This window comes from Phaeobacter inhibens DSM 16374 (assembly GCF_000473105.1).
In the GTDB taxonomy this organism is placed as follows: Bacteria; Pseudomonadota; Alphaproteobacteria; order Rhodobacterales; family Rhodobacteraceae; genus Phaeobacter; species Phaeobacter inhibens.
On sequence record NZ_KI421498.1, the window covers coordinates 1,948,980 to 1,962,792 of the forward strand.

The 13,813-nt window shown below is 62.6% G+C and carries 14 protein-coding genes; 2 read left to right on the forward strand and 12 right to left on the reverse strand.

The window, feature by feature from the left end:
* The first annotated feature begins 51 nt into the window (after positions 1-51).
* Both pdeM and INHI_RS0113135 read left to right on the forward strand, forming a co-directional pair.
* Positions 52-726 (forward strand): ligase-associated DNA damage response endonuclease PdeM, encoded by a 675-nt coding sequence (gene pdeM / locus INHI_RS0113130; protein WP_027247932.1) that lies wholly within the window; start codon positions 52-54, stop codon positions 724-726.
* An 86-nt stretch (positions 727-812) separates the two neighbouring features.
* The gene (locus tag INHI_RS0113135) at positions 813-1,223 is read left to right on the forward strand and encodes a PaaI family thioesterase (RefSeq protein ID WP_027247933.1); all 411 of its coding nucleotides are present in this window, start codon (positions 813-815) and stop codon (positions 1,221-1,223) included.
* A gap of 123 nt (positions 1,224-1,346) precedes the next feature.
* On the opposite strand, the gene folD is transcribed toward INHI_RS0113135, so the two are convergent.
* The 12 genes from folD to tolQ form a co-directional block, all read right to left on the reverse strand.
* Entirely contained in the window at positions 1,347-2,249 is a 903-nt protein-coding gene (gene folD, locus INHI_RS0113140; RefSeq protein ID WP_027247934.1) for a bifunctional methylenetetrahydrofolate dehydrogenase/methenyltetrahydrofolate cyclohydrolase FolD, read from the reverse strand.
* A gap of 40 nt (positions 2,250-2,289) precedes the next feature.
* Positions 2,290-2,595: a chorismate mutase gene (locus INHI_RS0113145; RefSeq protein ID WP_014873697.1), complete on the reverse strand. Its 306-nt coding sequence runs from the start codon at positions 2,593-2,595 to the stop codon at positions 2,290-2,292.
* Between the two features lie 58 nt (positions 2,596-2,653).
* Positions 2,654-4,330: a formate--tetrahydrofolate ligase gene (locus INHI_RS0113150; RefSeq protein WP_014873696.1), complete on the reverse strand. Its 1,677-nt coding sequence runs from the start codon at positions 4,328-4,330 to the stop codon at positions 2,654-2,656.
* A gap of 222 nt (positions 4,331-4,552) precedes the next feature.
* Positions 4,553-5,131, reverse strand: coding sequence for an MOSC domain-containing protein (locus INHI_RS0113155; RefSeq protein ID WP_014879242.1), 579 nt, complete (start codon positions 5,129-5,131; stop codon positions 4,553-4,555).
* 185 nt (positions 5,132-5,316) lie between these two features.
* Complete coding sequence (gene ftsH, locus INHI_RS0113160) at positions 5,317-7,230, reverse strand: ATP-dependent zinc metalloprotease FtsH (protein ID WP_014873694.1); 1,914 nt, start codon at positions 7,228-7,230, stop codon at positions 5,317-5,319.
* Positions 7,231-7,307: 77 nt separating this feature from the next.
* Positions 7,308-8,513: a tRNA lysidine(34) synthetase TilS gene (gene tilS, locus INHI_RS0113165; protein ID WP_302621424.1), complete on the reverse strand. Its 1,206-nt coding sequence runs from the start codon at positions 8,511-8,513 to the stop codon at positions 7,308-7,310.
* A gap of 53 nt (positions 8,514-8,566) precedes the next feature.
* On the reverse strand, positions 8,567-9,409 hold the full coding sequence (ybgF, locus tag INHI_RS0113170; protein ID WP_014873692.1) for a tol-pal system protein YbgF: 843 nt from the start codon (positions 9,407-9,409) through the stop codon (positions 8,567-8,569).
* A gap of 6 nt (positions 9,410-9,415) precedes the next feature.
* The gene (gene pal / locus INHI_RS0113175) at positions 9,416-9,925 is read right to left on the reverse strand and encodes a peptidoglycan-associated lipoprotein Pal (protein ID WP_014879240.1); all 510 of its coding nucleotides are present in this window, start codon (positions 9,923-9,925) and stop codon (positions 9,416-9,418) included.
* A gap of 121 nt (positions 9,926-10,046) precedes the next feature.
* Positions 10,047-11,387: a Tol-Pal system beta propeller repeat protein TolB gene (tolB, locus tag INHI_RS0113180; RefSeq protein ID WP_027247936.1), complete on the reverse strand. Its 1,341-nt coding sequence runs from the start codon at positions 11,385-11,387 to the stop codon at positions 10,047-10,049.
* Positions 11,384-12,523 carry a cell envelope integrity protein TolA gene (gene tolA, locus INHI_RS0113185; RefSeq protein WP_027247937.1) on the reverse strand — a complete coding sequence of 380 codons (1,140 nt, stop codon included), beginning with the start codon at positions 12,521-12,523 and terminating at the stop codon, positions 11,384-11,386. Before tolA ends, tolB begins: the two co-directional genes overlap by 4 nt.
* A gap of 13 nt (positions 12,524-12,536) precedes the next feature.
* Complete coding sequence (gene tolR / locus INHI_RS0113190; RefSeq protein WP_027247938.1) at positions 12,537-13,025, reverse strand: protein TolR; 489 nt, start codon at positions 13,023-13,025, stop codon at positions 12,537-12,539.
* Positions 13,026-13,028: 3 nt separating this feature from the next.
* On the reverse strand, positions 13,029-13,724 hold the full coding sequence (tolQ, locus tag INHI_RS0113195; RefSeq protein ID WP_027247939.1) for a protein TolQ: 696 nt from the start codon (positions 13,722-13,724) through the stop codon (positions 13,029-13,031).
* Between the last annotated feature and the right edge of the window lie 89 nt (positions 13,725-13,813).

Sequence of the window (13,813 nt, forward strand, 5' to 3'; positions counted from 1 at the left end):
CTCCGATAGACAGACTTGCACCGTCCCGAAAAACCAGCGATCAGAGCAGCCATGACCGGCTATGATTTCTCCCTCGCAGACCAGCAGCTCACAGCGCTTGGCTCCGGCGCGCTCTGGTGGCAGGCGCGCAGACTGCTCTGCGTCGCCGATCTTCACTTGGGAAAATCCGAACGCCAGCTCAGACGCGGCGGCACCGCCCTGCCCCCCTATGAGACTCGCGACACGCTTGAGCGTCTCGCAGCGGTGATCGACCAGACACGCCCCGAAACGGTCATCTGCCTCGGCGACAGTTTCGACGATAATGCCGCAACCGCAGCCTTGTCAGATGCCGACCAAACCCGTCTCGACCAGCTGATCGCGGCCCACCGCTGGATCTGGATCACCGGCAACCATGACCCCGCCCCCACCGGGTTGGCGGGCGAGGCACATGACAGCCTGACCCTCGGCCCGCTGCTGTTTCGTCACATCGCCGAACCCACATTTACAAGCGAGAGCGCAACAGACGTCACCGCTGAAATCTCCGGGCATTACCACCCCAAGGCCCGCCTGCGTGGCAACGCGCGACCGGCATTTCTCGCAGATCACCAGCGCCTGATCCTGCCCGCCTTCGGCACCTATACCGGCGGCCTCTGCACCACCCATGACGCGCTGCGGGATCTGATGTCGCCACGGGCCCTGGCGATTCTCACCGGCCCGCGCCCACTGCCCTGCCCGATGCCGCGCTGACCCTCTGCAATAGATCTGCGCGCAGCGTCACATCCCCATCGCAGCATGCGTGGTCTATGCTGGCTGCACATGTGAAAGGGACCGCCATGATCGAACAGCGCATCCGCGACAGTTTTGCCAAACAGACCATGATGCAGACGCTGGGCGCAAATATTGCAGAGGTCGGCGAAGGCACCGTCACCATCTCCGCGCCCATCCTGCCGGGCAGCCGCCAGCAACACGGGGTGGCCCATGCCGCCCTCAGCTTTGCCATCGGTGACAGTGCCGCAGGTTACGCCGCCCTCACCCTGATGCCCGAGGACAGCGAGGTCATGACAGCCGAGATGAAGATCAACCTCCTCGCACCGGGCGCGGGCGATCTTCTGCGTGCCACCGGCAAGGTCATCAAACCCGGCCGCCGCCTGATCATCGTCACCGCCGAAGTCTATGCCATCACCGGCGCAGAGGAAAAACTGATCGCCGTTCTGCAGGGCACAATGGTGCCGGTGTCAGTCTAAGCGCCGCTACCCGTCACCTTTCCCAAAAATACTCCCGCCCGCTGCCCGTCAGGCGGCTTTGCCGCTGAGAGGGGGGCATCCGACAGGAGTATCAAACGTTACCGTTGTGGTTTTGCGCGGGGTTTACGCAGTCAGGCCTTCCGGCTCTGCCAGCCCATTGGCGCGGCAGCAGGCGGTCACGGTGTTGGCCAACAGGCAGGCAATGGTCATCGGGCCAACGCCGCCGGGCACCGGGGTGATCGCGCCTGCGCGCTCGGCGCAGCTGGCGTAATCCACATCCCCCACCAGCTTCATCTTGCCTTCGCCCTTTTCAGGCGCGGGGATACGGTTGATGCCCACGTCGATCACGGTGGCGCCTTCCTTGATCCAATCGCCCGGCACCATTTCCGGACGACCCACAGCAGCAACCACGATATCCGCGCGGCGAACAACATCCGGCAAATCCTTGGTGCGGGAATGCGCGATGGTCACGGTGCAGCTGTCCCCCAAGAGGAGCTGCGCCATCGGCTTGCCGACGATATTGGAACGGCCAATCACAACCGCGTCCATGCCCGACAGCGAGCCGTGATAGTCGCGCAGCATCATCAGGCAGCCCAAGGGCGTGCAGGGCACCATGCTCTTTTGACCCGTGCCCAGCAGACCCACGTTGGAAATGTGGAACCCGTCCACGTCCTTCTCCGGCGCGATGGAATTGATGATCAGATCTTCGTTCAAATGACCGGGCAGCGGCAGCTGAACCAGAATACCATGGACCGAGGGGTCGTTGTTCAGCGTGTCAACAACCGCCAGAAGATCCGCCTCAGAGGTGTCAGCATCCATCTTATGTTCAAAGGAATTCATGCCAACTTCAACGGTCTGCTTGCCTTTGGAGCGCACATAGACCTGGCTTGCCGGGTCTTCGCCCACCAGCACCACGGCCAGACCGGGGGTGATGTCGTGCTCTTCCTTCAGCCGGGCCACGTGGCCTGCCACCTTTTCACGTACGGTGGCGGCAAAGGCCTTCCCGTCGATGATATTCGCTGCCATTGCTTTTGTCCTCTTGCTGCGCGCCACATAGGGCTGCGCGTTACTCCTCGCGGATCACCCGTGCCTCACGGGCAATCGACCATTCTACCAGCTGGCGCCACAAGCTCTCGACCAGATCGGGGTCTAGCCCCGCAGCGCTGGCCGTGGTCCGGGCGTTTGCAACCACCTCTTCGACGCGGGCCGGAATGCGCGCAGGCCAGTTGTTGGCCGTCTTCAGCGCGATCGCGCGGTCGATATAGCCCGCCCGTTCTGCCAGCAGCGCAATCAGATCCCGGTCCAGCCTGTCGATCTGCTGCCGCAGTGCTGGCATATCAGCACAGTCTTGTGGCGGGTGTCGGTCAGTCATCTTCAAACTCCTGCGGCCCGGGGAGGCTCCCCGGGCCGCAGATTGCCTATTTCAGGCCTTAGAACAAGCCTTCGATCTGGCCATCATCGTTCAGGCGGATGCTTTCCGACGCAGGTTTACGTGGCAGACCCGGCATGGTCATGATCTCGCCGCAGACTGCGACGATGAAACCGGCACCCGCCGACAGACGTACTTCACGGACAGGAACCGAATGGCCGGTTGGTGCGCCGCGCAGGGACGGATCGGTCGAGAAGGAATACTGGGTTTTCGCCATGCAGACCGGCAGGTTGCCATAGCCCGCTTCTTCCCATTCTTTCAGCTGGTTGCGGATCTTGTTGTCGGCCAGAACCTCGTCAGCACGGTAGATGCGCTTGGCGATGGTTTCGATCTTCTCAAACAGCGGCATGTCGTCGGGGTAGATCGGTGCAAAGTTGGCCGAGCCACCTTCGATGATTTCCACGACTTTTTCGGCCAGCGGTGCCGAGCCTTCAGATCCCAGTTCCCAGTGGCGCGACAGCACCGCTTCAACACCATGAGTGGCGGCGTAGGCTTTAACGGCCTCCACTTCCGCATCAGTGTCGGTCACGAAGTGGTTGATTGCGACAACAACCGGCACACCAAAGGATTTGATGTTCTCGATGTGGCGACCAAGGTTGGCACAGCCGGAGTTCACGGCGTCGACATTCTCAGCGCCCAGATCCGCCTTGGCGACGCCGCCGTTCATCTTCATCGCGCGCACGGTGGCAACCAGCACAACCGCGGACGGTGCGATGCCTGCCTTGCGGCATTTGATGTTCATGAACTTCTCGGCACCAAGATCCGCACCAAAGCCTGCTTCGGTGACGACATAGTCGGCGACTTTCAGCGCGGTCTTGGTTGCGATCACGGAGTTACAGCCATGTGCGATGTTCGCGAACGGGCCACCGTGGACAAAGGCCGGGTTGTTTTCGAGGGTCTGCACCAGGTTCGGCTGCATTGCGTCTTTCAGCAGAACGGTCATTGCGCCTTCTGCCTTGATGTCGCGGCAGTAAACCGGGGTCTTGTCGCGGCGATAGGCCACGATGATGTCGCCCAGACGCTTTTCCAGATCCTTCAGATCATTGGCCAGGCAGAGGATCGCCATAACTTCGGATGCCACGGTGATGTCAAAGCCGGTTTCGCGCGGGAAGCCGTTCGACACCCCACCGAGCGAGGCAGTGATCTGACGCAGGGCGCGGTCGTTCATGTCGACCACACGACGCCATGCCACACGACGGATGTCGATTTCGCACTCATTGCCCCAGTAGATGTGGTTGTCGATCATCGCCGACAGCAGCGAGTGGGCAGAGGTGATGGCGTGGAAGTCACCGGTGAAGTGGAGGTTCATTTCCTCCATCGGAACAACCTGTGCGTAACCGCCACCTGCGGCGCCCCCCTTCATACCGAAGTTCGGGCCGAGGCTCGCTTCGCGGATACAGATCATCGCGTTTTTGCCGATGCGGTTCAGGCCGTCGCCCAGACCCACGGTGGTGGTGGTCTTGCCTTCGCCCGCCGGGGTCGGGTTGATCGCGGTTACCAGGATCAGCTTGCCGTCTTCCTTCGACTGCACCGAGTTGATGAACTCCTGGCTCACCTTCGCCTTGTCGTGGCCATAGGGCAGCAGATCGTCGCTGGAGATGCCGATCTTTTCACCGATTTCCTGGATCGGACGCTTCTGCGCCTCGCGGGCGATTTCGATGTCACTCTTGTAGCTCATGGCCGGGTTCCTGAATTGTGAGGTCTCGAATGGACAGGCACAGCCGTGCCGGTTTCCCGCAAGACTTAGCCCTTCTGCGACATTCGATGCGCGTGATTTCCGACATGATCAGGCATTGAAACGGCGTTCACTCACCCTAGGGCAGCCAAAGATCGCCAATCGTGTCAGGCCGACGCCTATACGCAACCCCGATGGGCAGATTGGCCCGACTCAAGCCGGACCTCAGGGCGCCCAGGCCGGTTGATCCGGCACAAACAGGCGCAGGGTTTCCCCCGCTTTCAGCACGCCGGGCCGTTCCACCCAGGCCATCACACCGCGTCTGCCGGTGGCTGCTGGCTTGAACTTCGGACCAAAGCCCGCGTGGTCCTTCTCGATTTCCTTGGCCGGGAAAATGCAGGGACGGTTTTCAATATCCACCGTCAGGGTCACCCCATCCGGCCCCTGCAACCGGCTGGACGGCGGCAGATGGCTGAGGTCGGGAATACCGCGCAGCACCAGCGTCGCCCCAAGATGGACGGGATCAATCCGCTCCATCCCCATATCAGAGGCGATCAACGCCAGCTCTTCTTCCGACAGGATGCTGATCTGGCGCAGGTTGCGGATTTCCGTGCCCTCGGGATGCAGGTTGCGCACCCGCACACAGGAGGCCCGCAAGGCACCTTCGTGGCGCTCACCCGCGATACCGTCAAAGCCCAGCGTCAGCTGATCCTGCTGTTCGGACCGCAGCCCACCGGTGGCAGCCGGAACATAGCCGATCCAGGTCACCTCTCCCTGAAACTCGGTTTCGCGCATCACTGGCATGGGGGCATCTCCACTGCAAAATATCCTGACAAATCAGCGCCACCATAGGCACGCACCCTGTTCCTGACCAGCCCCGGAACAACCTCTGTGGGTCACTGTCAGCCGACCAAAGGCAGCGCATCAAAAAACCCGGCCACCTGTGGGGTGACCGGGTCTGATTGTGCAGTATTCCGGGTGCCTTACCGTCAGGAGGACGGCTCCGGCGCCATGCCGTCATCCGATGTGGATTTCTTCGGCTTGGCCTTCGGAATCGCGGTGACAGAGGCGCCGCCGGTATCGGCATCGTCGCCCTCATCCTCGCCCGCCTGCGGCGGTTCGCCCTTCATGACGCGTTTGATCTCGTCACCGGTGAGGGTCTCATACTCCAGCAGCCCCTGCGCCAGCCGTTCCCATTCCTCATTCTTATCCTTGAGGATCTGCAACGCCTGATCATAGCCCTGCTGGATAAAGCGCTTCACCTCATCCTCGATCAGCTCTTTGGTGTTGGCTGAGACCGAGAAGCCAGCCGTATTGCCGGAGTAGCCCTCATGCGCTTCGGCGTAGTCGATATTGCCGACCTTGTCCGACATACCCCAGCGCAGCACCATGGCACGCGCCAGCTGGCTGGCCTGCTGGATGTCGCCCGCCGGACCGTTGGAGACATGGTCCTCACCGTATTTGATCACCTCAGCAGCCTTACCCGCCATGGTCATCGCCAGTTTCTGCTGACATTCATCACGGTGATAGTTCAGACGGTCCATTTCTGGCAGTGACACCACCATACCCAGCGCACCACCGCGCGGGATGATCGTCGCCTTGTAGACCGGATCGCACAGCGGCAGCGCCATACCCACGACGGCATGACCCGATTCATGATAGGCGGTTTTTTCCTTCTGGTCCTGCGTCAGCACCATGGAGCGGCGCTCCGCCCCCATCATCACCTTGTCCTTGGCTGATTCGAAATCTTCCATGGTGACAAAGCGACGACCGACACGGGCCGCCATCAGCGCCGCCTCATTCACAAGGTTGGCCAGATCCGCGCCCGAGAACCCGGGGGTACCGCGGGCGATGATGCGCAGATCAACGTCGGGACCAAGCGGAGTTTTGCGCGCATGCACGCCGAGGATCTTCTCACGGCCCTTGATGTCAGGGTTGCCGACGGTGACGTTACGGTCAAACCGGCCCGGACGCAGCAAGGCAGGGTCCAGAACATCCTTGCGGTTGGTGGCCGCCAGGATGATCACGCCTTCGTTGGCCTCAAAACCGTCCATCTCAACCAGCAGCTGGTTCAGCGTCTGCTCACGCTCATCATTGCCGCCGCCGTAACCGGCGCCACGGTGGCGACCCACCGCGTCGATCTCGTCGATGAAGACAATACAAGGCGCGTTTTTCTTCGCCTGTTCGAACATGTCGCGCACACGGGATGCACCGACACCGACGAACATCTCAACAAAGTCGGAACCGGAGATGGTGAAGAACGGCACACCCGCCTCACCGGCAATGGCCCGCGCCAGCAGCGTTTTACCAGTGCCCGGAGGGCCCACCAGCAAGGCGCCTTTGGGGATCTTGCCGCCGAGGCGCGAGAATTTCTGCGGGTTGCGCAGGAATTCAACGATCTCTTCCAGCTCTTCCTTGGCCTCATCAATGCCCGCAACATCGTCGAAGGTCACGCGACCGTGCTTTTCGGTCAGCATCTTGGCCTTTGACTTGCCAAAGCCCATGGCGCCACCTTTGCCGCCACCCTGCATCCGGTTCATGAAATAGATCCAGACACCAATCAGCAGCAGGAAGGGCAACAGCGTCAGCAGGAATGACTGAAACCCGGACTGCTGCTGTTTTTCAGCGCGCACCGGGATGTTGTTGTCGATCAACAGCGTGGTCACCTCGGCATCGCCGGGTTTGATGGTCATGAAATTCTGGCCGTCCGACGTGGTGTAGCGAACCTGTTCGCCATCCAGCGTCACAGTGCTGACATTGCCGTTTTCAACCGCGCTGACAAAATCAGAAAAAGTCTTCTCTCGGCTCTGCATGGTGCTGCCGGAACCACTGAACAAGTTGAACAGCGCCAAGACGAGCACAAACAGAACAACCCAAAAGGCGATATTGCGTACGTTGCCCAAGGAAAGTCTCCCAATATGCGAGGCGCACCTGGCAGGCCGCCTTCGTTGCCTCTAAAATAGGGATACTTCACTGAGGTTCAATGCGATAAAAGAGCTGTGAAGAACTCTTCGCTGTTCTGGACCAGTTCTGCGGACCATCCGTTGCCATTTCCCGCCAATGGGGCGGCAATCAGCTGATCCTGTTTCCACACCGCCGGTGTCGCCTGCAAAACCGCGCCCGGCACCTCGGCCCGGCGCCAGTCAGGGCAATGCAGCAACCCCTCCGGCCCCAGCGCGCGCACCTCGTGGTCCGTCACCTCTCCGCCAAAAACCCGCCAGCGCTGGTCCCAGATTTTGCCCGGCAGCGCCACCTCTTCGGCAACCGGCTTATATTCGCGGCAAATCCAGGTGCGCTGCCTGCGGGTGATCATCCGGCAGCCCCCAAGGGTGAAGGACCCCCCGTGGCGCACCGCGTCGCGCGCCTTGACCATCGGTTCCCGGCGTGGCGGATGCACCGCCCCGCTGACCCATTGCACCGACCGCACCAACAGCCGATGGGCGATTTCATCCGGCAGGGTGCGGAACTGGCGCTGATCGATCACAATCGCGCCATCGCGCACCTCGGCCATGTCCCGGGCAGCCAAAAACGTATACCAATCCAGCGCTTCACGGGCGGTGCCCATATTGCGCGCCACGGCCGCCAGCCGCTCCACCGTCAGCCCCAGCGGTGCCAGCGCGTCCATTGCCTGACGCACCCTGACCCGTTCAAATCGGGCATCCTCATTGCTGGGATCCTCGACCCAGCAGCACTCGCGGGTACGCAGATACGCGCGCAGCTCTTCGCGTGTGACCTCCAATAGCGGGCGCAGCAGCGTCACACCCTCCATTGCCCGGCTACGCGACATGGCCGACAGCCCAGAGACGCCCGACGACCGGCCCAGCCGCATTAGCAGCGTTTCAGCCTGATCATCCGCCGTATGACCCAGCGCCACCGTGGAGATGTCATTCAACTGCGCCCAGGAGGTCAGCAGCGCATAGCGCGCATTGCGGGCCTGTTCCTGCAGGTTGCCCGCCTGCCCTGCCGTCGGACGGTCGCACCATTGCAGGATGTCATGGGCCATGCCCAGTTTGGCAGCGGCGCCCGCAACCATCTGCGCCTCTTCACCGGAGGTCGGGCGCAACCCGTGATCCACGGTCGCAACACAGATCTCGACGCCAACATCGGCAAAACACTCATGCAGCAAATGCATGAGCGCCATCGAATCACCTCCCCCGGAGACCGCGACCCCTAGCCTCGCAGGCAGGGCAGATCGGAACTGCTCCTGCACGATGGCCAGGATATCCCGGTCGGGGCGGGTCAATTGCAGGCCAGTTTGGCGCGCTCCGCCTCCGCTGCGGCCGTCTCGGCGACGCCGGGGAACCGGCTGCCAACTTCGGCGAGGGTCACGCAGGCCTGACTGGTCTGTCCCAGCCGTCCCAGAGCTGCGCCAAGTTCAAACAACGCTTTTGGCGCGGTCTCACCCGTGGCATTGCCGGAGAAGGACGCCAGATAGGCCCGCGCGGCCTCACGGGTGTCGCCCAACCCATCAAGCGCCTTGCCACGGTTATATTCCACCGCAGCGGCCAAGGGGCTGCCCGGATAAGCCTGCGTGAAGGCTGCAAATTTCTCCGCCGCCTCCTGATAGGCGCCGCTGTCCAGCGCCGCTTTGGCGGCATCGAAATCCGCCTGTTCCCCCACGGCCAGCTCAGAGGTGGTATCAACAGCCGTGCCCGGCGTCGCCGGCAGGGCCGGTGCGCCGCCTTCCGGCAATTCCCCACCGCCAAGCGTGGTGGTTTCGCCCAGCTGCGAGATATCGCCGCCTTCCAGCTCCACCAGCCGGAATTCCAGATCACCGATCCGGTTGGTGCCATCCTGCACCACGCGATCCACCCGGTAAGACAGCTGTTCGGTCTGCGCGGTCAGCCGCTGCAGCTCGGCCTCGATGGCGCTGACCCGATCCAGCACGCTGTCACCTGCGACATTGGTCTGCGGGCTGCCAGTGGTCGACATTTCCCGCTTCAGCCGCTGGATTTCGACGTGCAGCACCGTCAGCTCCTGACGAATATCGGCGAGGGTCTGTTCATCCTGCGCCCGCGCCATCAGCGGCGGCATGGCCAGGGTCAGTGCAAGGGCGGCAATCGCAAAAGGGCGCAGTTGCATGATCGCTTACCCCGTCAGACCACCCGCCAGCACGGTGACCGCGCGACGGTTCTTGGTGTAACAAGCCTCATTCGAGCAGATCTCCAGCGGGCGTTCCTTGCCAAAGCTGACGACTTGCAGGCGGTTGCCCGCCACTCCTTGCGACAGCAGATATTCCCGCGCGGCATTGGCGCGGCGCGCCCCGAGGGCGAGGTTATATTCCCGCGTGCCCTGCTCATCCGCGTGGCCTTCGATAGTGACCACATAGTCCGGGTTCGCGGTCAGCCAGCGCGCCTGCCCCTGCAGAACGCTCTGCGCGGCGGGCGAAAGGGTCGACTGGTCAACCGCAAACAACACCCGGTCTCCAACGGTCTGCTGGAAATAAGCCGGGCTGCTGGGATCAAGCTGTCCCGCGGCGCCTGCGCCCGCTCCCGCACCGGAGCCATTGCCTCCTGCCGTATCGTCCCAGGGATTGCCTGCACAGGCACTCAGTCCCAATGCCGCTGCCACCAGCATCGCTTTTGTCAAACCACTCATGATGTCCGCCTCGTCCCGTTTCCATATCTTGCACCAGATTTATCACAGCGCTGGTGCCGCTGCCACTTTGGTCTTCGTTCCTGGCGCGCGCATCGGGCCGGCATGGCAGACGCGCGACACCTCAGTTCTGCAGCGGCGACCATGCCGGGTCCGACGCGCCATCCGGGGTGCGCACAGGTTTCAGGTTGCGCCCTGAAACATCCACCGAATAAAGCAGCGCCCGGCCGCTGGCACCCTGCGTTTCGCGGGTGAACATGATCACCCGGCCATTGGGCGACCAGGTTGGCCCCTCATCGAGGAAAGACGCCGTCAGCAAGCGTTCTTCGCTGCCATCGGTGCGCATCACACCAATGTGGAACCGGCCCTTGTTCTGTTTGGTAAAGGCGATCATATCGCCGCGCGGTGACCAGACCGGGGTGCCGTAGCGCCCCGCGCCAAAGCTGATCCGCCGGGCCTCGCCGCCGGTGGCAGCCATCACATAAAGCTGCGGCGCGCCGGAACGGTCGCTTTCAAAAACAATCTGACTGCCATCCGGCGAAAACGACGGGGCCGTTTCAATCGACGGTGCGCTGGTCAGACGAGTGCGGGCGCCGGTGTCGATATTCATGGTAAAAATATCGGTATTGCCGCCCTGCGATTGCGAATAAACCACCGTGCGCCCATCCGGGGCAAAGCGCGGCGCAAAGCTCATTATGCCATTGTCCGCCGACAGAACCCGGCGTTGAACGCTGCCCACATCCAGCACATGGATCTGCGGAAAGCCGCTCTCATAGCTGGTGTAAAGCACCCGGTCACCGGTGGGCGAGAACCGCGGCGCCAGCACGATGGAGGCGCTGTTGGTCAGATACTGCACGTTGGCGCCATCGTAATCCATGATCGCCAAGCGCTTGCGTCGGTCATTCTTCGGCCCGCTTTCGGAGACGAACACCACGCGGCTGTCGAAATAGCCGCTCTCGCCGGTGATGCGGCTGTAGATCACATCCGCCACCTTATGCGCCATACGCCGCCAGCCATCGGTGGTGCCGGAAAATTGCAGCCCCGTGCCGAGTTCCTTCTCCGCAAAGACATCATGCCCACGAAACCGCACTGTCAGCCGATTGCCATTGACGCTGAGCGCGCCGGTGATCAGCGCCTGCGCATTCACAGCCTTCCAGTCGGCATAGGACACCGCAGCGTCAAAATCGGTTACTTTGGAGATATGCGCCGAGGCCGGCACCTCACGAAACAGGCCGGTGCCGCTCAGATCCGCTGCGATCACCCGCGAGATATCGCGCGCCAGTTCAGCAGCGGCAGGGGTTTCGGGCACAAAGCCGGGCACCGCATAGGGCAAGGGTTCGATCACCCCGTCGGTGATTTCGATCCTGAGCGGGCCATCCTGTGCCTGCGCAGGCACAACCGGTGCCATCACCGCCGCTCCCAGCAGGGTCGCGCCCATCACGAGCGTTGCCAGATATGTCCTCATTTGATCCGCATCCTTTCGGGATTGAAGGTCATTTCGATATTACGCCATTGGGCATATTTGTCAGACGGAAGTTGAAAGCCGCGCGCACCGCAGCGCAAAATCGCCCGCCGTGCCGCGCCAAAGGCCTGATTGGCCGCCGAACCTGATCCGCCAGTGCTGGACAGCATTCGAATGCTGCCCTCCTCCGGTCGGCCATCCTGTGTCAATGCGACGGAGACCACCACGGTGGTGCGCAGTGCCTCCGATGACAGCGAGCCGACGTTCCAGCATTGCTGCACCGCAACCCGCAATGCGTCCTTCTCTCCGCTGGTCAGCGGCGGACCGGAGGGTTCCGGCGCTTCCACCTCGCCGCCACCGGCAAGGGCTGCGGCCAATGCATCCTCCACCGCATCAGAGCGATCCGGGGATGGGGCGGTTTCAGGTTCCGCCGCATTGGGCTCCGGTTCGGGCTGCGCCACCGGTTCAGGGCGATCAGGTCGCCGCCTCGGGCGCAAGGACTGCGCGGGGGCGGCGCTGGCCACCTGATCGGTCTCGGCCTCGACCTCCTCGGTCACGATCCGGTCATTGGCCGCCGCTTCGGCGGTGGCCTGCTGGGATTCCTGTGCAGGTTCGGTCCCGACCTCATCGGACACCTCGGGCTGGGCTACATCGGCAATCTGCGTGTCTGGTTCCGGCGGTGCGACAGGTGTTGGTGCAACCCGATCAACCGGGCGCAGCTGCGGGCGCTCGGTCAATTGCGGCGTCACAGTCGTTGCATCAGGCACATCCGGCGGCGTCGGCGCGGCGACCGGCGGGGCCGGCTCGACCGGCTGCGGTTCTGGCCGCTCGCCCAACTCGGCATCCGGTTCAGGCGGGGTCACCGGCTCAGGCTGGGTGATCTGCGGCTCTGGATCCGGCTCTGGCGGTGACGTTAGCTCCGGGCGCGGCTCTAGTTCGGGCTGGGTCAGATCACCTGCGGAATCCGCCACAACTGGCGCGGCGCGCTGCTGGCTCAGCTTGGCAAACTCCTCCGAACTGATCAGCGCCACATCCTGCACCGCAAGCGGCAAGGGTTCAGACGGAAACCAGGCGCCGAACACGACCCAGCCCGCCAGCAGTGCGTGGCCTGCAACAGAGATCTTGGTTCCGGTTTGCACACCCGTGCCCCGCCTATTGTCCGGTATCGTCGACGGCACGCCCGTCAAGGCTCGGGCCACCCACATCGGTCACCAGTCCAACGCTGGAAAACCCACCGGCGTTCAGCGCGCCCATCACCTGCATCACCGCCTCGTAGGGGATCGCCCCATCGGCGCGCAGGAACACCTGATCCGAAGACCGCTCTGCCGCGATGGCGCGCAGTTTGGCGATCAGCTCATCCGGGGCCACGGCAGTGGTCTGGATCTGGATCTCGCCGCTGGCGGTCATGGTCACGGTCAGCGGTTCCTCCTCATCGCCCGGCAATGCGCCTGCGGCGGTCTTTGGCAGCTCCACCGGCACACCAACCGTCATCAACGGGGCGGCCACCATAAAGATGATCAGCAGCACCAGCATCACATCGACAAAGGGCGTGACGTTGATTTCCGCCATCGGCCGCGCACGACTGCGCCGCCGTCCCCGGCGGCGCCCATTGGCGGCATTGGGTTGAACCGAGGCGCCCATGGATCAGGAATCCAGCTGGCGGCTGAGGATGGTGGAAAACTCATCGGCAAAGGCTTCGTAGCTGCCGATGATGCGGTCGCTGTCCGCGCTCAGCTTGTTGTAGAAAATCACCGCAGGGATCGCCGCCAGAAGCCCCAGACCGGTCGCCATCAGCGCCTCGGCAATGCCCGGCGCCACAACAGCGAGGTTGGTGTTCTGCTGCTCCGCAATCTCAATAAAGGCGGTCATGATGCCCCAGACGGTGCCGAACAGCCCGACAAACGGCGCGGTGGAGCCAACAGTGGCCAGGATCGACAGACCGCTCTGGACATGCTCGCTTTCCTTGGCGATGGCCACATCCATCGACCGTTCGATCCGCGCCTGTGCGCCCGCAATCAGCGCCCCGTCGGTGCGGTGACTGCGCCGCCATTCGGTCATGCCAGCGGCAAAGATCCGTTGCGACTGCCCCTTGGGCTGCGGGCCGATCTGATCGAACAGACCGTCCAGCGGCTCTCCTGACCAGAAGGCACGGTCGAACTCCGCTGCCTCACGCCGGGCAAGGCGGTAATTAATCAGTTTCTGCAAGATGATCGCCCAGGACCAAACGGAGGCGACGACCAGCATCAGCATCACCAATTTGACCGTCAGGGTTGCCCGCGCGAATAGCCCCCACATGGAGAAATCAATCTCCTGCGCCAACGCCAGAGTTTCTGCTTCCATGGACCTGCTCTATGTTTTTGGCCGTTTTTCAGCCGTTTCCCGGCTTTGATTTGGCAAAAGGCTATCGCAGTTCAAGGCCAAAAGCCAAT

Bases quoted from the DNA above. Each gene is read 5' to 3' on its own strand.
- INHI_RS0113145 (WP_014873697.1), bottom strand. From the start codon at position 2,595: ATGACTGACCGACACCCGCCACAAGACTGTGCTGATATGCCAGCACTG.
- INHI_RS0113155 (WP_014879242.1), bottom strand. From the start codon at position 5,131: ATGCCAGTGATGCGCGAAACCGAGTTTCAGGGAGAGGTGACCTGGATC.
- INHI_RS0113150 (WP_014873696.1), bottom strand. From the start codon at position 4,330: ATGAGCTACAAGAGTGACATCGAAATCGCCCGCGAGGCGCAGAAGCGT.
- tolR (WP_027247938.1), bottom strand. From the start codon at position 13,025: ATGGGCGCCTCGGTTCAACCCAATGCCGCCAATGGGCGCCGCCGGGGA.
- pdeM (WP_027247932.1), top strand. From the start codon at position 52: ATGACCGGCTATGATTTCTCCCTCGCAGACCAGCAGCTCACAGCGCTT.
- tolB (WP_027247936.1), bottom strand. From the start codon at position 11,387: ATGAGGACATATCTGGCAACGCTCGTGATGGGCGCGACCCTGCTGGGA.
- pal (WP_014879240.1), bottom strand. From the start codon at position 9,925: ATGAGTGGTTTGACAAAAGCGATGCTGGTGGCAGCGGCATTGGGACTG.
- folD (WP_027247934.1), bottom strand. From the start codon at position 2,249: ATGGCAGCGAATATCATCGACGGGAAGGCCTTTGCCGCCACCGTACGT.
- ybgF (WP_014873692.1), bottom strand. From the start codon at position 9,409: ATGCAACTGCGCCCTTTTGCGATTGCCGCCCTTGCACTGACCCTGGCC.
- INHI_RS0113135 (WP_027247933.1), top strand. From the start codon at position 813: ATGATCGAACAGCGCATCCGCGACAGTTTTGCCAAACAGACCATGATG.
- tolQ (WP_027247939.1), bottom strand. From the start codon at position 13,724: ATGGAAGCAGAAACTCTGGCGTTGGCGCAGGAGATTGATTTCTCCATG.